Origin of the sequence: Streptomyces ureilyticus (genome assembly GCF_011045025.1) — a bacterium.
Lineage (GTDB): Bacteria > Actinomycetota > Actinomycetes > Streptomycetales > Streptomycetaceae > Streptomyces > Streptomyces ureilyticus.
On sequence record NZ_JAAKZX010000090.1, the window covers coordinates 13786 to 36530 of the forward strand.

Below are 22745 nucleotides of genomic sequence, written 5' to 3' on the forward strand. Positions count from 1 at the left end.
ACATGGGTGAGGTAGGTGAGCATCAGCAGCCCCGGGACATCGTGCTCCCCGCAGGGCGCACCCCCGGACCGCGCCGCCGTGCTCTGTACCGCCGCCTACGACAGCCTGAAACTGGCAAAGCGCGGCTGCGAGGTCGCCTCCGGCCTGACGACCATGATGGTCAGGCAGGCGGGCCGGTTTCGGGTGACGTATCGGACTGGGTGCTTCTGGCCGACTGGCAGGCCGGTATGGACGTGCAGGGCTGGGAGAGCGCCACCGTTCACTGGGTGATCCAGCGCGAGGACCTGGCCGCGCGGCGCTTCGACCGGGCGTTCACCAGCGTGTTCTGGAATCCCTGAGCTGTGCCTGGTGCGGGACGGGGCCCGTGCGGCAGCCGTGCCGGGCGGCCGGACGCCGCGAGGCGGCGGTTCAGCCGCCCGCGATGAACGCGGGCGACGGCTGGGACGAGCCGGAGATCGAGCTGCACGTCCGCCCTCGTCACCCCCGCTCCCCCACCGGTTCCGCCACGCCCACGATGAAGCTCCGGCCGCCCACCAGCCGCACATCGGCCGACCATCCCAGCGCCGCGAGATCACCCGTCAGCGTCTCCGGCTCGTGGAAGACCTTCACGACCCGGTGCCGGCTGCCGTCGTCGAGTTGACGGACCACCGTGGAAGCGGACTGCGGCGTGAGGAATTCCTCGCGCCAGGCCTCCCCCGGGCCGTCGTCGATGAAGATCGCCTTGCCGTGCGGGGCCAGCGCCTCGCGGACTGTGTTCCAGAAGGCGGGCAGTCGCGACGGCGGGACATGGGAGAGCCAGTAGGCGAAGAAGACCGTGTCGTAGCGGCGGGACGGGTGCCAGGTGAAGACGTCGGCCTGGGTGAACAGGACGTTGGGGGACGTGACGCGGGCGCACGCGATGTCCAGCGTCTCGGCCGCCGCGTCGAGCGCGGTCACCGAGTGGGCGCGTTCGGCGAGGGCGCCGGTCCACTGGCCCGTTCCGCAGGCCAGCTCCAACACGTCCCCGGTGATGGGGAGTTCGTCGGCCTCGGCCAGCAGGTTCCTTAGCTCTTCGCGTTCGGCATAGACCCGGTCGTACTCCGGCGCTCTGGCCCGGTAGTAGGCCTGCTGTTCCGCCAGCAGGGCATCGTCCGGCAGGCCATGATCCACAAGCGCTTCGTCCTCGCCAGCCATGGGTCGACCGTAGCCGTTCAGCCTCACGTAACGACTTTGTTGCCTGGCGCCGGCCGGTATTGACGCTTCCGTGGCCGAAGGCCTACCTTCCTCAACCAATAGGAAAGTTTCCTAACAATGATCGAGAGCAGGGTCCAGCATGGATGGACGCCCACTCGAGATCGCTGAGATGCTGGCCACAGAAGGGCAGGTGACGACAGCGATGGCAGGTTCCGCCGGTACCCCGGGCACCCCGCGCGTCCTGCGCGCCATGAACGACCGGGCCGCTCTCGATCTGCTGCTGGAGCACGGGACACTGTCGCGGACCAGGATCGGCAACCTCACCGGCCTGTCCAAGCCGACCGCCTCGCAGCTCCTCGCCCGACTGGAAGCCGCAGGACTCGTCGTCGTGACCGGCACCAGCGAAGGCCGACCCGGGCCCAACGCCCAGTTGTACGCGGTGAACCCCGCCGCCGCCCGGGTCGCCGGCCTCGACGTCACCCCCACCGGCATCCGTGCCGCGATCGCCGACATCACCGGCGAGACCGTCGGACGGTTCGAACTGCCGACCCCCGGTCGCAGCGCACAGGGCGCCGTCGACCGCGTACTGCTGGCCCTGGACGGCGCGGTCAAGGACGCCGGGCTGCACCGGACCGACGTGCACCGGATTGTGATCGGTACGCAGGGCGCCTTCGACCCCGCCACCGGCAACCTGCGTTACGCCAGCCATCTGCACGGCTGGCACTCGCCCCGGCTGCTGGAGGACATGGCCGCCGCGCTCGGCCCCATCCCCTTCGAAGTGGAGAACGACGTCAACCTCGCCGCCATCGCCGAGCAGCGCATCGGCGAGGCGCGCGACTGCGAGAACTTCACCCTGCTCTGGGGGGAACGGGGCTTCGGCGCCGCGGTCGTGATCGGCGGCCGGCTGCACCGGGGCGCCACCGGAGGCGCCGGCGAAGTCGCCTTCCTCCCGTTGCCGGGAGCCCCGCTCGTACGCAATGTAGCCCGCAGCAACTCCGGCGGTTTCGAGGAACTGGCCGGTCGCCGGGCCGTGTTGGGCCTGGCCCGCGAGCACGGCCTCGCGCCCCCACCGGGCACCAGCGGCGGCACCCTCACCGAGAAGGCCGCCGCGGTGGTCGCCGAAGCGGCCCGTACGGCCGAGAGCCCCGGACCGGGGCAGGCCGTGCTCGCCGAGTTCGCCACCCGGCTCGCCACCGGACTCGCCGCGGTCGTCGCGGTGATCGACCCCGAACTGATCATCCTGGCCGGCGGGGTGATCACCGCCGGCGGCGAACCCCTGCGCTCCCTGATCCAGTCCGAGCTCGCCGAACTGGCCGTCCCCCGTCCCGCCATCCGCCTCAGTACGACACCCGACAGCCCCGTACTGACCGGCGCCCTGCAGTCCGCCCTCGCGGCCACCCGCGACGAGGTCTTCGACACCACGGGTCGCACCCCCTGACCCGTACAGCCTGGCCTGCCTGTACCGCCTGACCTGTACCCCAGCCTCGTACGGCCGGACCGGTACCGCCTGCCCGCACCACCTGATCCGTACCACCTGATCCGCGGGCCCCTCGGCCCACCCCGTCCCCTTCCCCGCGCACGCCCAATTCCCTTCGCACGCCCAAAAGTTCCTCGCGCACGCCCCAAGGAGTTCCGTCATGCCCAGAATCGCCCCCATACGTCTCGCCGTCGCGGCCACCGCGATCGCCCTGACCGCCACGGCCTGCACCGGTTCCAGTACGTCCGGCGCGACCGACGACGCGAGCAAGCCGTCCACCATCACCTTCTGGCACCCGTGGAGCGCGCCCACCGAGGTCAAGGCGATCGAGGCGAACGTCGCGGCCTTCGAGAAGGCGCACCCCAACATCAACGTCAAGGTCGTCGGGAACGTCGACGCCGACAAGGTGAACCAGGCGCTGCGCGCGGGCGGTTCGAACGCGCCGGACGTGGTGGCGTCGCCGGAGACGAGCAACGTCGGCAAGTTCTGTTCGTCGGGTGTCTTCGCCGACCTCGATCCCTTCCTGGAGAAGTCGAAGATCGACACCGCGAAGACGTTCCCCAAGCCGATGCTGGACTACACGCAGTTCGAGGGGACGCGCTGCGCACTGCCGCTGCTCGGCGATGCGTACGGGCTCTATTACAACAAGACGATGTTCGAGGAGGCGGGCATCGAGTCCCCGCCCAAGACGCTCTCCGAGTTCAAGGCCGCCGCGGTCAAGCTGACCAAGAGCAAGGGCGACAGTTACTCGCAGCTCGGCTTCATGCCGAACTTCCACGGCTACGAGGTCACCGTCCCGCACCTCGCGGCGCAGTGGAGCCCGGAGTACTTCACCGCCGACGGCAAGTCCAACGTCGCCAAGGACCCGGCGTTCAAGGAGCTGCTGACCTGGCAGCAGGACATGGTCAAGTCGCTCGGCGGCTTCCAGAAGCTGGAGAAGTACCGTTCCACCTTCGGTGACGAGTGGTCCGCCCAGAATCCGCTGCACACCGGGCAGATCGCCATGAACATCGACGGCGAGTGGCGCGGCGGCATGATGAAGGACGCGGGCGTGGACTTCGAGGTGGGGGTCGCGCCGTTCCCGGTGCCGGACGACCAGGCGGACACATACGGCAAGGGCTTCCTGACCGGCACGATCATCGGCCTCGCCAGCACCAGCAGCAAGCAGAACGCCGCCTGGGAGCTGGTGAAGTACATGACCACGAACACCGACGCGGTCGTCTCCTTCGCCAACGCCATCAACAACGTCCCCTCGACCTTCGAGGCGCTGAAGTCCCCGAAGCTCGAGAACGACGCCACGATGCAGGCCTTCGTGAAGATCGCCGAGAACCCGAACAGCAACACCGCGCCCGCCGCGGTCAACGGCAGCGCGTACCAGGAGACCCTGCAGAACTTCGCGTACGACTACGAGTCCGGCAAGGAGAAGGGCCTGGACGCGGGGCTTGCGAAGGTCGCGAAGCAGATCGACACCGACATCGCCAAGGCGAAGTAGCAGCCCCATGACGATCCTTCACGGCCACTCGGCGGCGCTGCGTACCAAGCGCCGCCGGGAGGGGCTGCGCACGCTGGCGTTCCTCTCCCCCTGGCTCATCGGTTTCAGCGTCTTCTTCGTCTATCCGCTGCTGTCGACCGTCTACTTCTCCTTCATGAAGTACGACGGCTTCAAGCCGCCCACCTTCAACGGGCTCACCAACTGGACGTACGTCTTCACGGACTATCCCTTCTTCTGGGCCGCTATGCGCAACACCCTGTGGCTCGTGGTGATCATGGTGGCGGCCCGGGTGGTGTTCGGGCTCGGCGTCGGGCTGCTGATCACGAAGATCAAGACGGGTGCGGGCGTGTTCCGTACCTTCTTCTACCTCCCCTATCTCGCACCGCCCGTCGCCGCCACCCTGGCCTTCGCCTTTCTGCTCAACCCCGGCACGGGCCCGGTCAACCAGGTGCTCGGCGATCTGGGCCTGCCACAGCCGGGCTGGTTCAACGACCCGTCCTGGTCCAAGCCGGCGCTGACGCTGCTCGCGCTGTGGGGCATCGGCGACCTCATGGTCATCTTCATGGCCGCGCTGCTCGATGTGCCGAAGGAGCAGTACGAGGCCGCCGAGCTGGACGGCGCGGGCTCCTGGAAGCGCTTCCGGTACGTCACCCTGCCGAACATCTCGCCCATCGTGCTGTTCGCCGTGGTCACCGGGGTGATCCAGACGATGCAGTACTACACGCAGCCGCTCATCGCCGGTAAGACGGCCAGCGGTGTCATCGGCGCCGGGGCCGGCCAGATCTACGAGCCCGGCTACCCGGGGAAGTCGACGCTGACGCTCCCCCAGCTCATCTACACCTTGGGATTCCAGCGCTTCGACACCGGCTCCGCCTGTGTGGTCGCCCTGGTGCTGTTCGCCCTGTCCATGGCGTTCACCGCGCTGCTGATGCGCCGCCGCGGCGGCCTGATCACGGTGGAGGACTGATCTCCATGACCCACACCGTCACCGCCCGCCCGCCGGCGCCCACCGCACCCGGCGGCCCGCTCTGCACGGCCGGCCGGAGCCCCGCGGCCCGTACCGCCCGTCGCAAGGCGCTGCTGCACTGGATCGCCGTGCACTGTCTGGGCATCGCGGCCGCGCTGTTCTTCATCATGCCGTTCGTGTTCATCCTGCTCACGTCCCTGATGGACGATCGGCAGGCGCTGACCAGCGCCCTGTGGCCGAGGTCCTGGAACTGGGACAACTACGCGAACGTCTGGAACGCCCCCGGTTTCCTGACCTGGTGGCGCAACACCCTGATGTACGCGGGCCTCGGCACCCTCTTCACCGTCGTGTCCAGCCTTCCGGTGGCGTACGCCCTGGCCAAGTTCCGCTTCCGCGGACGGCGGATCGCGACGATGCTCGTGATCTCCGCGATGATGCTGCCGCCGCAGGTGATCATCGTGCCGATGTACCTGTTCTGGGCCAAGCAGATGCACATGACCGGCACGCTGTGGCCGCTGATCATCCCGATGGCCTTCGGCGACGCCTTCAGCATCTTCCTGCTGCGGCAGTTCCTGCTGACCATTCCGAATGAGTACGTGGACGCGGCGAAGGTCGACGGCTGCGGCGAACTGCGCACCCTGCTGCGGATCGTGGTGCCGCTGGCCAAGCCGGGGATCGCGGCCGTCGCGCTGTTCCAGTTCTTCTACTGCTGGAACGACTACTTCGGCCCACAGATCTACGCGAGTGACAATCCGGCGGCCTGGACGCTCAGTTACGGCCTTGAGTCGTTCAAGGACAACCACCATACGAACTGGAATCTGACCATGGCCGCGACCCTGCTGGTCATGGCCCCCGTGATCATCGTGTTCTTCTTCGCGCAGAAGGCGTTCATCGAGGGTGTCACGCTGACCGGAGTGAAGGGCTGACTGACCGTGAAACTGGCAGTAGTGGGCGGGGGTTCGACCTACACCCCCGAACTCATCGACGGCTTCGCCCGGCTGAGGGACACCCTGCCCGTCGAGGAGCTGGTGCTCGTCGACCCCGCCGCCGAGCGGCTGGAGCTGGTCGGCGGCTTGGCGCGGCGCATCTTCGCCCGGCAGGGGCACGGCGGGCGCATCGTCACGACCTCCGACCTGGACGCGGGCATCGAGGGCGCCGACGCGGTCCTGCTGCAACTGCGCGTCGGCGGACAGGCCGCGCGTGAGCAGGACGAGACCTGGCCCCTGGAGTGCGGCTGTGTCGGGCAGGAGACGACCGGTGCGGGCGGTCTCGCGAAGGCCCTGCGTACGGTGCCGGTGGTGCTGGACATCGCGGAGCGCGTACGACGGACGAATCCGGGCGCGTGGATCATCGACTTCACCAATCCGGTGGGCATCGTGACCCGCGCCCTGCTCGAAGCAGGCCATAAAGCGGTCGGGTTGTGCAATGTGGCGATCGGTTTCCAGCGGAAGTTCGCCGGGCTGCTCGGCATCGCGCCCGTCGACGTGCACCTCGATCATGTCGGGCTCAACCACCTCACCTGGGAGATGGGTGTACGACTCGGGGGGCCCGAGGGCGAGGACATCTTGCCGAAGCTGCTCGCAGTGCACGGCGAAGCCGTCGCCGCAGATCTGCGCTTGCCACGCCACGTCCTCGATCGCCTCGGTGTCGTCCCCTCCTATTACCTGCGCTACTACTACGCGCACGACGAGGTGGTGCGAGAGCAGCGTACGAAGCCGTCGCGGGCCGCCGAAGTGGCCGCGATGGAGCGCGAGTTGCTGAAGATGTACGGCGACCCGGAGCTCGCCGAGAAGCCGGCGCTGCTCGGCAAGCGGGGCGGGGCGTACTACTCGGAGGCGGCCGTGGACCTCGCGGCCTCGCTGCTCGGTGGCGCGGGAAATCCGTACCAGGTCGTGAATACGTACAACAAGGGGACGCTGCCCTTCCTGCCGGACGATGCCGTCATCGAAGTACAGGCGGCCGTCGGGAGGTCCGGGCCTCTTCCGCTGCCGGTGCCGTCCGTGGATCCGCTGTACGCGGGTCTGATGGCGGATGTCACCGCGTACGAGGACCTGGCGCTTCAAGCGGCGCTGCGCGGGGGACGCGACCGGGTGTTCCGTGCGCTGCTCGCGCATCCGCTGGTCGGCCAGTACGCGTACGCCGACGCCCTCACCGATCAGCTGATCGCGCACAACCGGGAGCACCTCGCGTGGGCGTGAGAGCGGGTGTTCTCGCCATCGACGCGGGGAACAGCAAGACCGACGTCGCCGTCGTCGCGCCGGACGGGCGGGTGCTCGCCGAGGCGCGCGCGGGTGGCTTCCAGCCGCCCGTGGTCGGAGTGCGGCAGGCCGTGGACACGTTGGCGGCGGCCGTCGACCGGGCCTTCGCCGAGGCGGGGGTCACGGCCGTGGACCATGTGTCCGCGTGTCTTGCCAACGCCGATCTTCCCGTCGAGGAGGAGGAGTTGGCCGCTGCGCTGCACGCGCGCGCGTGGGGGGCGAGTACCGAGGTGCGCAACGACACCTTCGCGATTCTGCGCGCCGGGGTCGCCGAGCCGCGTGGGGTGGCGGTGGTGTGCGGCGCGGGTATCAACTGCGTCGGCATGCGGCCCGACGGGCGCATCGCCCGCTTCCCCGCCATCGGCCGCCTCTCCGGTGACTGGGGTGGCGGCGGGGGCCTCGCCGAGGAGGCCATCTGGCATGCGGCGCGCGCCGAGGACGGCCGGGGCGGCCCGACCGCGCTGGCCCGCGCCCTGCCCGCCCGCTTCGGCCTCGACTCCATGTACGCGCTGATCGAGGCCTTCCACCTCGGGCACCTGAGCCAAGAACGGCGTCACGAGCTGACTCCGGTCCTGTTCGCCACGGCGGCGGCCGGCGACCTGGTGGCCCGCGCCCTCGTCGACCGGCTCGCGGAGGAGGTGGTGGCCATGGCGAGCGTCGCCCTGTCGCGTCTGGAACTGCTCGACGAGGAGGCCCCCGTAGTCCTCGGCGGCAGCATCCTGGCGGCCCGGCACCCGCAACTCGACGACCGGACAAGGGAACTGCTGGCCGAACGCGCCCCCAAGGCCGTACCCAGGGTGGTCACCGCGAGTCCCGTCCTCGGCGCCGTGCTGCTCGGCCTTGATCACGTATCGGCGCGCGACGAGGCGCACGCCAGCGTGCGGGCGTATTACGAGGGGTCGCGCCGGGAACCGTAGGGTTCTGGATCGCGTATTCATGGTTGCGCTGCGGTACGGATTGCACTGCGATACGAACAAGATCCAGTCAGGGCCTGTGCGGATGTCAGTCCCGGCGGGGATACTTGCGGCCGTGCACCTCCTCCCGCTGCGTCCCGACGCGCGGGCGGAGGCTTACGGAGGGTTGACCATGGGGGAGGTCAAGTGACATACACGCCGAACGGCGGCTCGGCGCCACCTGGCGCGGGACCGCCCACGATGCCCGCCATGCCGCCGCAGCCCGGGCCACCGGCCGCGGCGCCACCGGCCGCGCCCGTCGCGCAGCCCGCTCCGGCCGGTCCCGGCGGGCCCGACCCGACGCCTCCGCGCCGTACGGCCTGGGCGGAAGGCGTCGACCAGTTGCGTGCCGCGGCGACGACGGAGCCGGGGCGGCTGCGCATCATCGGTGCCGCGCTGGCCTTGCTCCTCGTGGCGTTCGGCTCGATGACGGCCTGGCAGATGACGGAGCGGTCGGACGCCGCCGACAACGTACTGAGCAGCAGCCAGCCGCTGAGCGCCGACGCCGCGCTCATCTACCGCTCGCTCGCCACCGCCAACACCGCGGCCTCCAGCGGCTTCCTCGCGGGCGGCCAGGAGACCGCCGAGTCCCGCCAGGAGTACGAGCGGGGCATCAACACGGCCGCGGACAGGCTGATCAACGCGGCGGCCAACTCCGAGCCGGGCTCCGAGTCGGCGGAGACCATCACCCGGCTGAACAAGCGGCTGCCCGAATACAAGGGCCTCATCGAGCGCGCCCGGTCCAACAACCGGCAGGGCTACCCGCTCGGCGGCGCCTACCTGCGGTACGCCAACGCGAAGATGCAGGTCATGCTCAAGGACGCCGAGGATCTCTACAAGATGGAGAACCAGCGGCTGCGCTCCGACTACAACGCCGCGACGCCCTACCCGTGGATAGCGATCGGCGCCGGCGTCCTCGCGATCGGCGGCCTCGTCTGGGCCCAGCGCCGCAACTACCAGCGTACGAACCGGGTGTTGAACCACGGCCTGGTCGCCGCGACCGCCGCCTCCACGGTGGTACTGCTCTGGCTGGTGGTCGGCCACAGCTTGGCCAGGGCAGGCCTGAACGACTCGTACGACCACGGAGTACGGTCGCTGAACGTGCTGAACGACGCCCGGATCGCCTCCCTCAAGGCCCGCGGCAACGAGACGCTGACGCTGGTCAGCCGGGGTGCCGAGACCAAGAAGGTCGACGGCGAGGTCGTGGACGCGTACGACAACGACTACAAGATCCAGATGAAGGACCTCTCCGCCAAGCTGGCCGCCGCCGAGGACCTCGCCGACGACAGCGCGGGCGAGTCCCCGGTGAAGGGCGCGACGGAGAACATGCAGGTCTGGCAGGACCGGCACAAGGAGGCCCGTACCGCGGACGACTCGGGCGACTACCAGGGCGCGCTGGACAGGGTGATCGGCTCCGATGACAAGAAGCCGACGGGCCAGTGCTTCGACAATGTGGACACCGATCTGGAGAAGGCGCTCGAGCACGAGCAGGGCGAGTTCGAGGTGGCGGCCGAGGACGGCAAGGGCGCGATGACGGGGCTTCCGGTGGGCGCCGCGGTGCTCGCGGTGCTGGGCGCCTCGGGTGCGGTGCTCGGTATCGGGCGCCGGCTGTCGGAGTACCGGTGAGAGGGGGCATGACGATGAAGGCACGACGTGTGCGGGCCGCTCTGAAGGGCTGGGGCGGCGTCGGCGCGATGGCGGTCGTCCTGGCCCTGACAGCGGTCTTCGCGCTGGTGCTGCCGCTGTCGCAGTCCCGCGGGGACGGCAGCACGGGCACCGGCGGCCAGGGCGTGGCCGAGGGCGCGCAGACCAAGGCCGAGGACTGCACGAACCCGCAGGACCAGAGCCTGGCGCCGTCAGGCGAGGACGGCGAGACCATCCAGGACATCCGGGAACGCGGCCACTTGGTGGTGGGCGTCGACCAGAACAGCTACCGCTGGGGCTACCGCGATCCGAACAGCGCCAAGAAGACCAGCGAGCTGGAGGGCTTCGACATCGATCTCGCGCACGCGATAGCGGCCGAGATCTTCGGCGACCCGGACAAGATCGTGTTCCGCGCCATCCCCACCAACGAGCGGATCCCGGCGATCCAGGGCGACCGCGTCGACATGGTGATCCGCACGATGACGATCTCCTGTGACCGGCTGAAGGATGTGGCCTTCTCCTCGCCCTACTTCCAGACCGGCCAGCAGGTCCTCGCCCCGACGACCTCGGACATCACGGGGTACGACGCGTCCTTGGCGAACAAGAAGATCTGCTCGGCGGACGGCTCCACAGCCTGGGAGAACCTGGACGCGGACAAGAAGTCCGGCAAGCTGGCCGCCTCCGCCGACATCAAGACCACGGTGCCCAACCAGCTCGACTGTCTGGTGAGGCTCCAACTCGGAGAGGTCGACGCCGTGGTGACCGACGGCGCGCTCGCCGCGAGCCAGGCCGCGCAGGATCCGACGGTCGAGCTCAAGGGGGAGCCGTTCACGACCGAGTACTACGGAGTGGCGATGAAGAAGGAGGCCGACGACCTGGTGCGCCGGGTCAACCAAGTACTGGTGGACTACCGCAAGAACGGCTGGCAGCAGTCGTACGACAAGTGGCTCGAGCCGAGCCTCGGGGAGTCGGCCGGCCCACCGCCCGTCAAGTACCAGTAGCCGGAGCCTGGTTCCGGCGGCCAACCTGATACCACCAACCTGATACCACTGGAGAGTTGCCCGGAGCGCGGGGGAACGCGCACAGGGAACGACTGAGAGCGAGAGGTGATCGATGGGCGTCACGGGACCCTCCGGGCCGGTAATGGACCGGGACGAGGTGGACCGTGCGCTGGCGCGGCTCGGCGCGGAGCACGAGGCCATCGAGACCTCGCTCCTCGCCCTCCAGGACCACGCGGGCCGCAGACTCCTCGAAGGCGCCGAGCTCACGGGCACGACCCGGGAGCGCTGGACGGCCGCCGAGGCGTCGATCTCGCTCCTGTGGACGTACTTCGACGCGTACGCGGACGCCCTGCGCTCCGCGCGTGACGTGCGCTCCCGCAGGCGCTGGCCGAACCGCGACGACCTGGTGGAGCTGACGGAGCTGCTGCGCGGCGAGAGCGTCACGGTGGCGGGCAGCGCCGCCGCGACCGCGTCCGCGCCCACCATGGCAGGCACGGGAAAGCTCAGCGAGCGCTTCACCCTCGCCGAACTCGTGGAGCGTATGAACGAGTTGTACGCGCAGTCGCTCGACATGGTCGTGGCGGCCGATGCCGTCTGGTCGGCGCTGCCCGCCCGGATCGACTTGCTGGCCGCCGAGTTGCAGCGCACCCGCCAGCTCGCGCACTCCGTGGGCGTACGCCCCGGGGAGCACCCGGCCGGCGACGACCTGGAGCGGATCACGCGCACGCTGACGTCCCTGCGTGAGCAGGTGGTGTCCGATCCGCTGGCGTTCTGGCTGCCCGCGCAGGGCAGTTCGGCGCCGGGCGGCGGCCGGCCCGACACCACGCGCTACGACCGGGAGGCGCGCGCCCTGGACGAGGTGCGCCGCGAGATCGACGCGGTGCTGAGCGTGAGGCAGGACGCGGAGACACGCCTCGTCAAGCTGCGGGACGTGCTCTCGCGCGCGGACCGCACGCTTGCCGAGGCGCGCTCCGCGCGCGGTGAGGTGCTGGCGAAGATCGCCGCGTCGGAGGTGCCCGCGGTCAGCGGCCCGCCGACCGCGCTGCAGGAGCAGTTGGCGACGGCCGCCGAGTACCGCAGACACGCGCAGTGGCATCGCCTCTCGCCGCTGCTGGAGTCGCTGGAGCAGCGGGCCGAGGACGAACTCCTCAGGGCTCGCGAGTCGTTGACGGCCGTCACCGCGCCGCTCGCGGTCCGCGCGGAGCTGCGCGGCCGGCTCGACGCGTACAAGGCGAAGGTCGCCCGGCACGGCCTCGCCGAGGACCCGCTGCTCGTGGAGCGCTACGACGCGGCGCGCCGCATGCTGTGGAGCGCGCCCTGCGATCTGCGCGTGGCGGAACAGGCGGTGCTGCGCTACCAGCACGCGGCCGCCGACTTGCTGGTGCCCAAGGTCCCCGGCCAGGCTGGCCACGGGGGACCACAGGACCGGAGGGGGGAATCGTGAGTGAGCAGAACGTGAGCGAACAGAACGCGGGCGAGCGGAAGCAGTGCCAGCGCCCCGGTTGCTCGGGTGCCTACGAGGACGTGGGCGGCGGCGAGTTGTACTGCGACACCTGCGGTCTGGCGCCGGTCGTCTCCGCGAGCGGCATGGTCGGCTCGCCGCCGACCGGGATCACGGCGGGCGGCAAGAACTCCCGCGGCTCCGGCCGCGGCAGTGCGAGCTCGCGCTCCAGTTCCCGGTCCTCGTCGCGCTCGGCCCGCTCCTCGCAGTCCCGGCGCTCGGTGTCGGGGCGGCTGTCGCGCTCCCTGTCGGGGCGGACGTCGAGCCGTTCGGTGTCGGTGCGCAGCTCCGGCAAGACGACCGGATCCTCCGGCCGCGGCCGGCTGGGCGTCGGCCTCGTCCAGGTCCCGGACGTGCCGCGCCCCGATCCGCGCGAGATGGTCCAGGAGAACCCCGAGGTACCCGAGCGCAAGCGGTTCTGCTCGCGCTCCGACTGCGGGGCGCCGGTGGGGCGTTCGCGGGGCGAGAGGCCGGGGCGTACGGAGGGTTTCTGCACCAAGTGCGGCCACCCGTACTCGTTCATGCCGAAGCTGCGCGCGGGCGACGTCGTGCACGGCCAGTACGAGGTGGTCGGCTGCCTCGCGCACGGCGGGCTCGGCTGGATCTACCTCGCCGTGGACCGCGCGGTGTCCGACCGCTGGGTGGTGCTCAAGGGCCTGCTCGACACGGGCGACCAGGACGCGATGGCCGCCGCGATATCCGAGCGCCGGTTCCTCGCCGAGATCGAGCACTCCAACATCGTGCGGATCTATAACTTCGTCGAGCACCTCGACCAGCGCACGGGCTCCCTCGACGGCTACATCGTCATGGAGTACGTCGGCGGCAAGTCCCTCAAGGAGATAGCCAACGAGCGCCGTACGCCCGCCGGGAAGCGGGACCCGCTGCCGGTCGAGCAGGCCTGCGCGTACGGCATCGAGGCACTCGAGGCGCTCGGCCATCTGCACAGCCGCAACCTGCTGTACTGCGACTTCAAGGTCGACAACGCGATCCAGACCGAGGATCAGCTCAAGCTGATCGACATGGGCGCGGTGCGCAGGATGGACGACGACGAGTCGGCCATCTACGGCACGGTCGGCTACCAGGCGCCGGAGGTCGCCGAGCTCGGCCCGTCGGTCGCCTCCGACCTCTACACCGTCGCCCGTACGCTCGCCGTGCTGACCTTCGACTTCCAGGGCTACACGAACGTCTTCGTGGACTCCCTGCCCGACCCCGACAACATCGAGGTCTTCCGCCAGTACGAGTCGTTCTACCGGCTGCTGGTCCGCGCCACCGACCCCGACCCGGCCCGCCGGTTCGCCTCCGCGCAGGAAATGGCCGAGCAGCTGACGGGCGTACTGCGCGAGGTCGTGGCGCTGCAGACGGGCCGCCCCCGCCCGTTCCTCTCCACGCTCTTCGGGCCGGAACTGAAGGTCACGGACACGGAGTTGTTCGGGGAGCTGGAGGAGGATGTGTCGCGGCTGGGGGCGCGGGTCATTCCGGCACCCAGGCGCGGTCGCGGGCAGAACGGGGCAGCTGAGCTGCCTCCCGCGACTGCCGGCACGGCTCCCGCCTTCACGGCGGGATTGCCGCCCGGTACGAACGGTGCGCCCGCCCTCGCGCCGAAGCCGACCGCCCTCGTCAAACCCGTCGACGCCGCAGCCGCCGCGCTCGCCCTTCCGGTCCCCCGGGTCGACCCCGGCGACCCGAACGCCGGATTCCTCGCGGGGCTCATGGCCTCCGCGCCCGCGGAGTTGATCTCCGCGCTGCACGCGGCGCCCACCGGGTCCCTGGAGCTGCGGTTGCGCGAACTGCGGGCCCGGCTCGAGATGCGCGAACTCGACAGCGCCACAGGGACACTCGCGGCCCTGGAGGCGGACCACCCCGACGACTGGCGGGTGGTCTGGTACCGCGGCATCGCCGCGCTCGCGACCGGCGACCACGAGGTGGCGGCGCTGTCCTTCGACGCGATCTACGACGCGTTCCCCGGCGAGCCCGCCCCCAAGCTGGCCCTCGGCCTGTGTGCGGAGGTCCTCGGCCAGCTGGACAACGCCGCCGAGTACTACCGCCTGGTGTGGACGACCGACCCGAGCTATGTGAGCGCGGCGTTCGGACTGGCCCGCGTACAGCTGGCGGCGGGAGACCGGCAGGGAGCCGTACGGACCCTGGAGTCGGTGCCGGAGGCGAACATCCACTACACGGCGGCCCGTGTCGCCGCCGTGCGGGCGCGGCTGCGGCACCGGATGAACGAGGGGCCCAGCGCGCCGTTCCTGGACGACCTGACCGCGGCGGCCGGGCAGATCGAAGCCTTGCGCGGATATGGCCTGGACGCGGTCCGCCGCGAGCAGTTGTCCACAGAGGTCCTCGGCTGCGCCCTGGACTGGGTACTCTCCGGTAGCCAGGGTTCCTCGCCTCCGAGTACGGGAGCGCGGACCGTACTGCTCGGCAGTGACCTGGACGAGCGAGGCCTCCGTTTCGGTCTGGAGCGCTCGTACCGGACACTGGCCCGGCTCGCCCAGGGTGGCGAGGAGAGGATCGATCTGGTGGAGCGCGCCAACCGCTACCGCCCCCGGACGTGGGTGTAATTCATGTCGCAGATGCCCCCGGCGTTGTCGAAGTGCCCCAGCTGCGAGGAGCCGCTGGAGCCGGGCGACCGCTTCTGCGGTGCCTGCGGGTACGACCTGTCGGCCGTGCCCGCACCGCCGGACGACAACCCCACGATGACCATGAACGGCTCGGCGCCGCACCCCCCGTACCCTCCGGCGGCCGCCGCGCCGGTGGACTGGCCGGTCGCCCCCGAGGTGGACAGCTCCCACCGGCCCGCCCCGATTCATGTGCCGTCGGAGATCCACGGCACCGATTCGGCGGGCCACGAACTCCCGGCCCATGCGTCGGGCGTACGGTTCGACGGGCCTCCGGAGCCCGACGAGTACGCCTTGCAGGCACCCGACCCGCGTACCGCCGACTTCGTGGCGACACCGGGAGCGGGCACCAAGGTGTGCGTGGCCTGCCGGGCGGGCCAGGTCGACCAGGACGGTTACTGCGAGAACTGCGGCCATGCACAGCCGCGTGAACGGGACCACATGGAGCAAGAGTTGGACGCCGTGTCCGCGGTCAGCGACCGGGGACTGCGCCATCACCGCAACGAGGACGCGTTCGCGATCTCCTCGACCGCGCTGCCCGACGGCTCCACCGCGGTCATCGCGATCGTCTGCGACGGGGTGTCCTCGGCGACCCGCCCGGACGAGGCCTCCCTGGCCGCGTCCCGCGCCGCCAACGAGTCGCTGCTGGAGGCCCTGCCCCGGGGCACGCACCCCCAGCAGGCCATGCACGACGCGATCGTCGCCGCCTCCCGGGCGGTCAACTCCCTTGCGGGAGCCGCCCCTTCCGAGCACGCCCCGCACCAGAACGCGCCCGCCTGCACCCTCGTGGGCGCCGTGGTCACCCCCACCCTCCTGATCGTCGGCTGGGTCGGCGACAGCCGCGCGTACTGGATCCCCGTGGACCGCACCTCCCCCGCGGCCCGGCTCACCGAGGACGACTCCTGGGCCGCGCAGATGGTCGCCGCGGGCCTGATGAACGAGGCGGAGGCGTACGCCGACGAGCGCGCCCACGCGATCACCGGCTGGCTCGGGGCAGATGCGTACGAACTGGAACCGCACACCGCTTCCTTCAAGCCGGACCGGCCGGGTGTAGTGGTGGTGTGCACAGACGGACTGTGGAACTACGCGGAGGCGGCCGAGGAGCTGGCGCAGGTCACCCCGCTCGACGCCGCGCTCCGCCCGCTGCACAGCGCCCGGGTTCTGGTCGGCCACGCCCTGGACGGCGGGGGCCACGACAACGTAACAGTGGCCGTCCTGCCGTTCCCGGCCCCGCCGATAGGGGCAGGATCGGCCTGAGGCCTGACAGGGAACGGTCTCAACGGCCGGGCAGAAGCGGCCTGAGGCCGGGCGGATACGGCCGTGGACCGGAGGGGACCGGTCCACTCACCGACATCACCCACGGTTCGTGGGGTTCCTGAGGGGGAGCTAGGAAGGCATGGCCAATTTCTCGAAGTCGAACGTGCCGCAGTTCTCGGTGGAGGTGTACCAGAACGAGTACCTGCCGGAAGGCGGGCGCGAGGTCAGCGCGATCGTGACGGTCACCTCGACCGGCGGCGGCACCATCGGGAGTGCGGTCGCCGCGCCGCACCTGTACACACCGGGCCAGGGCCCGGACGCGGCCGTGGCGATCATGGTCGACTGCTCGGGTTCGATGGACTACCCGCCGACCAAGATGCGCGGCGCCCGGGACGCGACGGCCGCCGCCATCGACGCCGTACGCGACGGAGTGCGCTTCGCGGTGATCGGCGGCACGCATGTGGCCAAGGAGGTCTACCCCGGCGGCGGCGAGCTCGCGGTCGCCGACGCGGGGACCCGCGAGCAGGCCAAGCAGGCGCTGCGCAAGCTGAGTGCGGGCGGCGGTACCGCTATCGGCACCTGGCTGCGGCTCGCGGACCGGCTGCTGGCCTCGGCGGACGTCGCGATCCGGCACGGCATCGTGCTCACCGACGGACGCAACGAACACGAGTCGGCGGAGGACCTCAAGGCCGCCCTTGACGCCTGCGCGGGGCGCTTCACCTGTGACGCGCGGGGCGTCGGCACCGACTGGGAGGTCAAGGAGGTCACCGGGATCGCCTCCGCGCTGCTCGGCACCGCCGACATCGTCGCCGATCCGGCGGGCCTGTCCGCCGACTTCACGCAGATGATGGAGACGGCCATGGGCAAGGAGGTCGCGGACGTCGCGCTGCGGCTGTGGACGCCGGTGGGCACCTCCATCAAGTTCGTCAAGCAAGTGGCGCCCACGGTCGAGGAGTTGACCGACCGCCGCACGGAGGCGGGCCCGCGCGCCGGGGACTACCCGACCGGCTCCTGGGGCGACGAGTCCCGCGACTATCACGTGTGCGTCGAGGTGCCCGAGGCGGGCATCGGCCAGGAGATGCTCGCGGCCCGCGTCTCCCTGGTGATCCCGCAAGCGGAGGGCCCGGCCCAGACCTTGGGCGCCCAGGGTCTCGTACGGGCCGTGTGGACCGACGACATGGCGGCGTCCACGTCGATCAACCCGCAGGTCGCGCACTACACGGGCCAGGCCGAGCTGGCACAAGTCATCCAGCAGGGACTGGATGCCCGTAAATCGGGAGATATCGATGGCGCAACGGCCAAGCTGGGCCGTGCCGTTCAGCTCGCCAGCATCTCCGGAAACGCGGATACGGCGAAACTGCTTGCGAAGGTGGTGGACGTGGTCGATGCCCCGGCAGGTACTGTGCGACTGAAGGCGAAGGTCGAGGAGGCCGACGAGATGACGCTCGAAACTCGGTCGACCAAGACTGTTCGTGTAAAGAAGTAGCTGGTCCGGCCCCTCCCCGGGGGCTGGAGCGACGAAGCCGGACCCTGAACCGAGGGGGACGGAGAACTTCGGTCCCCCGGGGCCGGAAGAAGAAAGGGGGAAGCGCCGACATGCCGACCTGCCCGAACGGACACCAGTCGGGTTCCGACGACTGGTGCGAGGTCTGCGGTCACCGCATGGCCGGTGCCGTGCCCCCGCCTCCGCCGCCGCCGCCGGCCGCCGGCTACGGCTACCCGCAGCCCGGTTCGCAGCAGGGCGGGCACCCGCACCTGTCCGCCGTGCCGGACCTGGGGCACGAACCGGAGCTCTGCCCGCAGTGCCGCACCCCGCGTGAGGGCGGGGCCCCGTTCTGCGAGGAGTGCCGGTGGAACTTCCTGACGAACACGGCGACCTCGTACACCCCGGCCGCGCCGCCCGGTGCCGGCGGTCCGAACCCGGCGCTGCGGTTCCAGCAGCAGCAGCCCGGACAGCACGGTGGCGGCCATGACCCGTACGACTACCAGAGCTCGCGGCCCTCGCAGATGAACCGTCCCGCCGAGCCGCTCTCGCCGTACGGCGGCGACCCCTCGGGTCAGGGCGGGTACCCCGGTGGTCAGGGGAACTACGGTGGTCAGGGTCAGGGCGGACCCGGTGGCCCCGGGGCCGCGCAGGCGTACCAGCAGCAGCCCGCTCCGCCCGGTTATCCGCAGCAGACCGGTCACCCGCAGGGTCCGGGCGGGCAGCAGCCCTACGGGGGCGGGGACGACTGGGTCCTCCCTCCGCCCGGCGGCGATCCCAACGGCCAGGGCCAGGGCGGCTACGGCTACCCGCAGCCCGGCCAGACGCAGGCCCCGCCCGGCTACCAGCAGCAGCCGATGGCCTGGAACATCACGATCGGGCCCGACCGCGAGTACTTCATGGCGATGATGCAGCGCTCAGGACCGGAGGCCACGGGGCTGAACCTGCCCGCGTACTCCCCCGAGCAGCAGCGCCCGCTCATCGGCAACCAGATCACGATCGGCCGCCGTCGCCACTCCACGGGCGAGTCCCCGGACATCGACCTGTCGGTGCCGCCGGAGGACCCGGGTGTCTCGCATCAGCACGCGGTCCTCGTCCAGCAGCCGGACGGCAGCTGGGCGGTCGTCGACCAGAACTCCACGAACGGCACCACCGTCAACAACGGCGAGGAGCCCATCCAGCCCTTCGTCCCGGTACCGCTGCAGGACGGCGACCGGGTGCACGTGGGTGCGTGGACGACGATCACGATCCGCCGGGGCTGAATCAGTCCCAGCGCTGTGTGATCTGCGTTACGCGAGCGGCCAGGCGTACGGTCCTTCCGGGTCGTCCAGCCAGGCCCACTCGCGTTCGCCGCTGACCGTGATCCCGTACCGCTCCCGTTCCGGCTGCTCCTCGCGCTCCCACAGGGCCAGGGCCTCGTGGGGGTCGAGGGCGCCCGCGGTGAGGGCCAGCAGGAAGCGGAAGAGTTCGTTCTGGATCGCCCGGCGCGGCAGACCGCCATCCGCGGTGGGCCGCGGTTCGGGCCGCTCGGCGCCGCGCAGGGGCACGAAGTAGGCGGGCGTCTGCAGGAAGTGGCCCTCGGCGTGCCCGGCGTCGCGTACGCGCAGGTCGATCACGCCGGTCGCGATCGGCGCGAGGATGTGCGCGCCGGGGTTGCACTGGGCGAGCCAGGGGCGCGGGATCGAGGTCACCGCGCAGGTCACGATGACGCGGTCGTACGGGGCATGCTCCGGACAGCCGCGGGCGCCGTCTCCGGTGACGACTCTCGGGTGGTACCCGGCGGCGGCCAGATGCCGCCGGGCGGACTCGGTGATCTCCGGGTCCAGGTCGATGGTGGTGACCAGTTCGTCGCCGAGGCGGTGGGCGAGCAGGGCCGCGTTGTAGCCGGTGCCCGCGCCGATCTCCAGGACCGCGTTGCCGTCCTGTACCTCCAGCTCCGCCAGCATCTTCGCCATCAGGGACGGCTGGCTGCTGGACGAGACCAGCTGGCCGTCGCGTACGCGGGTGGCCAGCGGGGAGTCGGCGTACGCGCCGCGCAGCCAGCGCTCGCGTCGGCGCGGGTCGGGGTCCTCGCACCACAGTCGCTCGTAGCCGTCCTCGGCACCGACGAAGTAGTACGGCACGAAGAGGTGACGCGGGACGCTCTCGAAGGCCTCCCGCCAGCGCGGGTCACTGGCCCAGGCCCCGCCCGCCTCGACCTCGCGCACCAGCGCCGCCCGCGCCGTGGCGGCGAGGTCGTCCAGGCCGTGGTCGATGGCGTGCGCGCTCATACCTCCACTGTGCGGCGCGAGGCTCCCCGGGGCGAGCGCTTGAACGCGCCGTTCCGCGAGCCCTTCCCCGTAGTCCTAAGCCTTGAGTCCTCGGTCTTGGCGTCTGAGACCATAGAACGGTGGCTGCAATTTCCGGGGGACAACCCCCGGACCCCCGGCCGAACAGAGCCAGGGGCTGACCAGAGCGATTTTTTGTGAGGCCAACCAACGTGGTCGAGATTCGGCGCGGCACGCTTCAAGAGCAGACCTTCTACGAGCAGGTCGGCGGGGAGGAGACCTTCCGCCGCCTCGTCCACCGTTTCTACGAGGGTGTCGCCGAGGACCCGCTGCTCAGGCCCATGTATCCCGAGGAGGACCTGGGCCCGGCCGAGGAGCGTCTCACGCTGTTCCTGATCCAGTACTGGGGCGGGCCCACCACGTACAGCGAGAACCGCGGCCACCCCCGGCTGCGGATGCGCCACGCCCCCTTCGCCGTCGACCGCGCGGCGCACGACGCCTGGCTGAAGCACATGCGGGTCGCCGTCGACGAGCTCGGCCTCTCCGAGGAGCACGAGCACACGCTGTGGAAGTACCTGACGTACGCGGCGGCGTCGATGGTGAACACGGAGGGCTGACACCGCTTTTCGAACGGCATCTATCACAATCCGGTCAAGCCCGGACGACAAGCGCTTACCCGTAACCCGTTCCCTCTGACAACATCACCCGGAGGTTCGGGACAGGCGGGGGAGCCGGGTGACGGAGTTCGTCTTATCGCGTGCGCGGGCGCACCGCCTGCTGCTGACGGCCGCGCTGCTCACCGTCCTCCTGACGACCGCCGTCCTGACGACCCTCACCGCGTACTCCGGCGCGATCGGCGACGCGGCCCTGCGCCACTCACTCCTGTCGGGCCCGTCGGATACGGAGAGCGCCGCGGCCACGACCCTGTTCGTCGAGGCCGACGTACCGGCGGACGAGCGCGAGGCCGCCGACAAGGCCGTACGCGACGGGGCTCGGCGTACCTTCGACGGGCTCCCCGTGACGCTGCGGACGTTGATGCGGTCTGGACCGTACGCGCTGCCGCGGTCGTTGCAGCCGCCCTCCGCACGGTCCGGCGACCCGGATCTCACGCACTTCGCGGCGCTGGACCGCTCGCAAGTCCGCGTCGTCGAGGGGCGACTCCCCCGCGAGACGGCCGCCGGCCGCGAGATCGAGGTGGCCCTCCCCGAGGCGGCGGCACGGGCGCTGTCGCTGAAGCCCGGCGCACGGCTCACTCTCGTCGACCGGCTCGACGGGCCGGACGCGCGCATCCGGGTCAGCGGTGTGTACCGGCCCGCCCAAGTGACCTCGCCCTACTGGCAGTTGGACGAGCTCGGCGGCCGTGGCATCAAGGAGGTCGACTTCACCACGTACGGGCCGCTGCTCACCGATCCGGCGGTACTGGGCGCGAACGGGCCCGTGAGCGAGGGGCCTTCGGCCTGGCTGGCGTCCGCCGACTTCCGGGCGCTGACGACCGGGCGGATCGACGCCCTGCGGGATGCCGCGCGCGACGGTCCCAAGGCGCTGGTCAAGTCCCCCGCGATGCACGGCACCACGGCCGTCACGACCTCGTTGCCGGAGGAGCTGGACCGGGTCGAACGTTCGCTGCTGGTCTCCCGTTCGACGCTGCTGATCGTCGCGCTCCAGCTCGCGCTGCTCGCCGGCTACGCGCTGCTGCTGGTGGCCCGGCTGCTGAGTACCGAACGGGCCGGTGAGACCCGGCTGTTGCGGGCGCGCGGCGGTTCGCGGGGCCGGGTCGCGGGCTTCGCCGCGCTCGAGTCGCTGCTGCTCGCCGTGCCCGCGGCGGTCTGCGCACCGCTGCTCGCCGGGCCGTTGACGCGGTTGCTGGCCGGGCAGGGGGCGCTGTCCCGGATCGGGCTGCGGCTCGACACCTCGGCGGGCGGCTCGTTGTGGCTGGTGGCGGCGGGGGTGGCGCTGGGGTGTGCGCTCGCGGTGACCGTGCCCGCGCTGAGCGAGGAGCCCAAGGGCCGTGCCCGGGCGCTGCCCGCGCCGGTGCGGGCGGGCGCGGACGTCGGCCTGCTGGTGATCGCGGCGGTCGCGTACTGGCAGCTGAACCGGCAGACCTCCGGCGTCGTCACCGACGACACCTCCGGCACCCTCGGCATCGACCCCCTGCTCGTCTCGGCGCCCGCACTCGCCCTGCTCGCCGGAACCGTCCTCACCCTGCGGCTGCTGCCGCCCGCCGCCCGTCTCGCCGAACGTCGCGCGGCCGGCGGTCGCGGACTGCCGGCCGCGCTCGCGGGCTGGCAGTTCAGCCGCCGCCCGATGCGCGGCGCGGGACCCGTACTGCTGCTCGTCCTCGCCATCGCCCTCGGCATGCTCGCCATCGGCCAGGGCGCCTCCTGGGACCGCTCGCAGGACGACCAGGCGGACTTCCAGTCCGGTACGTCGGTACGTGTACTCGGCGCCGGCCAGGGCGGGTTGGGCGCGGCCGGGGTCTACTCCGCGGTCGAGGGCGTACGCGAGGCCGCACCCGCCGTGCGTACGACGCTGCCGTTGTCCGGCGACCGGACGGCCTCGGTACTGGCCCTGAACACCGGGGACTTGGGGGAAGCGGGGGGCGCGTTGCTGATGCGGCGGGATCTGGCGGACGAGCCGGTGGGGCGGTTGCTGGC

18 protein-coding genes are annotated in these 22745 nt (G+C 70.9%); 16 read left to right on the forward strand and 2 right to left on the reverse strand.

Annotation, left to right across the window (positions count from 1 at the left end; translation table 11 throughout):
• Positions 1-200 precede the first annotated feature (200 nt).
• Positions 201-338, forward strand: coding sequence for a DUF1963 domain-containing protein (locus G6048_RS25795; protein WP_165341972.1), 138 nt, complete (start codon positions 201-203; stop codon positions 336-338).
• Between the two features lie 139 nt (positions 339-477).
• On the opposite strand, the gene G6048_RS25800 is transcribed toward G6048_RS25795, so the two are convergent.
• Positions 478-1173, reverse strand: coding sequence for a class I SAM-dependent methyltransferase (locus G6048_RS25800; RefSeq protein ID WP_165341973.1), 696 nt, complete (start codon positions 1171-1173; stop codon positions 478-480).
• Between the two features lie 202 nt (positions 1174-1375).
• Here G6048_RS25800 and G6048_RS25805 point away from each other — a divergent pair, with 202 nt between their 5' ends.
• The 13 genes from G6048_RS25805 to G6048_RS25865 all read left to right on the forward strand — a co-directional run bounded on the left by G6048_RS25805 (position 1376) and on the right by G6048_RS25865 (position 19086).
• Positions 1376-2611 (forward strand): ROK family transcriptional regulator, encoded by a 1236-nt coding sequence (locus tag G6048_RS25805; protein ID WP_206342135.1) that lies wholly within the window; start codon positions 1376-1378, stop codon positions 2609-2611.
• Between the two features lie 199 nt (positions 2612-2810).
• Positions 2811-4142 carry an ABC transporter substrate-binding protein gene (locus tag G6048_RS25810; protein ID WP_165341974.1) on the forward strand — a complete coding sequence of 444 codons (1332 nt, stop codon included), beginning with the start codon at positions 2811-2813 and terminating at the stop codon, positions 4140-4142.
• A 7-nt stretch (positions 4143-4149) separates the two neighbouring features.
• Positions 4150-5109: a carbohydrate ABC transporter permease gene (locus tag G6048_RS25815; RefSeq protein ID WP_165341975.1), complete on the forward strand. Its 960-nt coding sequence runs from the start codon at positions 4150-4152 to the stop codon at positions 5107-5109.
• A gap of 5 nt (positions 5110-5114) precedes the next feature.
• Positions 5115-6035: a carbohydrate ABC transporter permease gene (locus G6048_RS25820; RefSeq protein ID WP_165341976.1), complete on the forward strand. Its 921-nt coding sequence runs from the start codon at positions 5115-5117 to the stop codon at positions 6033-6035.
• Positions 6036-6041: 6 nt separating this feature from the next.
• On the forward strand, positions 6042-7307 hold the full coding sequence (locus G6048_RS25825; RefSeq protein ID WP_165341977.1) for a 6-phospho-beta-glucosidase: 1266 nt from the start codon (positions 6042-6044) through the stop codon (positions 7305-7307).
• Positions 7298-8284 carry an N-acetylglucosamine kinase gene (locus G6048_RS25830; protein WP_165341978.1) on the forward strand — a complete coding sequence of 329 codons (987 nt, stop codon included), beginning with the start codon at positions 7298-7300 and terminating at the stop codon, positions 8282-8284. The genes G6048_RS25825 and G6048_RS25830 overlap by 10 nt, the downstream gene beginning before the upstream one ends.
• 183 nt (positions 8285-8467) lie before the next feature.
• A complete protein-coding gene (locus G6048_RS25835; protein ID WP_165341979.1) occupies positions 8468-9946 on the forward strand; it encodes a hypothetical protein in 1479 nt (492 codons plus the stop codon).
• Between the two features lie 14 nt (positions 9947-9960).
• Complete coding sequence (locus G6048_RS25840) at positions 9961-10965, forward strand: glutamate ABC transporter substrate-binding protein (RefSeq protein ID WP_165341980.1); 1005 nt, start codon at positions 9961-9963, stop codon at positions 10963-10965.
• Positions 10966-11077: 112 nt separating this feature from the next.
• Positions 11078-12409: a hypothetical protein gene (locus tag G6048_RS25845; protein WP_165341981.1), complete on the forward strand. Its 1332-nt coding sequence runs from the start codon at positions 11078-11080 to the stop codon at positions 12407-12409.
• Positions 12410-12420: 11 nt separating this feature from the next.
• Positions 12421-15027 carry a serine/threonine-protein kinase gene (locus tag G6048_RS25850; RefSeq protein ID WP_328826964.1) on the forward strand — a complete coding sequence of 869 codons (2607 nt, stop codon included), beginning with the start codon at positions 12421-12423 and terminating at the stop codon, positions 15025-15027.
• A gap of 3 nt (positions 15028-15030) precedes the next feature.
• Entirely contained in the window at positions 15031-16341 is a 1311-nt protein-coding gene (locus G6048_RS25855; protein WP_165341982.1) for a PP2C family serine/threonine-protein phosphatase, read from the forward strand.
• A 139-nt stretch (positions 16342-16480) separates the two neighbouring features.
• A complete protein-coding gene (locus G6048_RS25860; RefSeq protein ID WP_165341983.1) occupies positions 16481-17827 on the forward strand; it encodes a vWA domain-containing protein in 1347 nt (448 codons plus the stop codon).
• A 110-nt stretch (positions 17828-17937) separates the two neighbouring features.
• Positions 17938-19086 carry an FHA domain-containing protein gene (locus G6048_RS25865; RefSeq protein ID WP_165341984.1) on the forward strand — a complete coding sequence of 383 codons (1149 nt, stop codon included), beginning with the start codon at positions 17938-17940 and terminating at the stop codon, positions 19084-19086.
• A 27-nt stretch (positions 19087-19113) separates the two neighbouring features.
• Here the strand turns inward: G6048_RS25865 and G6048_RS25870 are convergent, their stop codons facing one another.
• Positions 19114-20094, reverse strand: coding sequence for a methyltransferase domain-containing protein (locus G6048_RS25870; protein ID WP_206342132.1), 981 nt, complete (start codon positions 20092-20094; stop codon positions 19114-19116).
• A gap of 209 nt (positions 20095-20303) precedes the next feature.
• Between G6048_RS25870 and G6048_RS25875 the strand changes: the two genes are divergently transcribed.
• Complete coding sequence (locus tag G6048_RS25875) at positions 20304-20708, forward strand: globin (protein WP_165341989.1); 405 nt, start codon at positions 20304-20306, stop codon at positions 20706-20708.
• 118 nt (positions 20709-20826) lie between these two features.
• A partial coding sequence (locus G6048_RS25880) for an FtsX-like permease family protein (RefSeq protein WP_408056173.1) occupies positions 20827-22745 on the forward strand: 1919 nt, incomplete at its 3' end.

What these genes read in the sequence shown, in the direction of transcription:
- G6048_RS25800 (WP_165341973.1), bottom strand. Translation starts at nt 1,173, where the DNA reads ATGGCTGGCGAGGACGAAGCGCTTGTGGATCATGGCCTGCCGGACGAT.
- G6048_RS25805 (WP_206342135.1), top strand. Translation starts at nt 1,376, where the DNA reads ATGGCAGGTTCCGCCGGTACCCCGGGCACCCCGCGCGTCCTGCGCGCC.
- G6048_RS25810 (WP_165341974.1), top strand. Translation starts at nt 2,811, where the DNA reads ATGCCCAGAATCGCCCCCATACGTCTCGCCGTCGCGGCCACCGCGATC.
- G6048_RS25815 (WP_165341975.1), top strand. Translation starts at nt 4,150, where the DNA reads ATGACGATCCTTCACGGCCACTCGGCGGCGCTGCGTACCAAGCGCCGC.
- G6048_RS25820 (WP_165341976.1), top strand. Translation starts at nt 5,115, where the DNA reads ATGACCCACACCGTCACCGCCCGCCCGCCGGCGCCCACCGCACCCGGC.
- G6048_RS25840 (WP_165341980.1), top strand. Translation starts at nt 9,961, where the DNA reads ATGAAGGCACGACGTGTGCGGGCCGCTCTGAAGGGCTGGGGCGGCGTC.
- G6048_RS25845 (WP_165341981.1), top strand. Translation starts at nt 11,078, where the DNA reads ATGGGCGTCACGGGACCCTCCGGGCCGGTAATGGACCGGGACGAGGTG.
- G6048_RS25855 (WP_165341982.1), top strand. Translation starts at nt 15,031, where the DNA reads ATGTCGCAGATGCCCCCGGCGTTGTCGAAGTGCCCCAGCTGCGAGGAG.
- G6048_RS25860 (WP_165341983.1), top strand. Translation starts at nt 16,481, where the DNA reads ATGGCCAATTTCTCGAAGTCGAACGTGCCGCAGTTCTCGGTGGAGGTG.
- G6048_RS25865 (WP_165341984.1), top strand. Translation starts at nt 17,938, where the DNA reads ATGCCGACCTGCCCGAACGGACACCAGTCGGGTTCCGACGACTGGTGC.
- G6048_RS25870 (WP_206342132.1), bottom strand. Translation starts at nt 20,094, where the DNA reads ATGAGCGCGCACGCCATCGACCACGGCCTGGACGACCTCGCCGCCACG.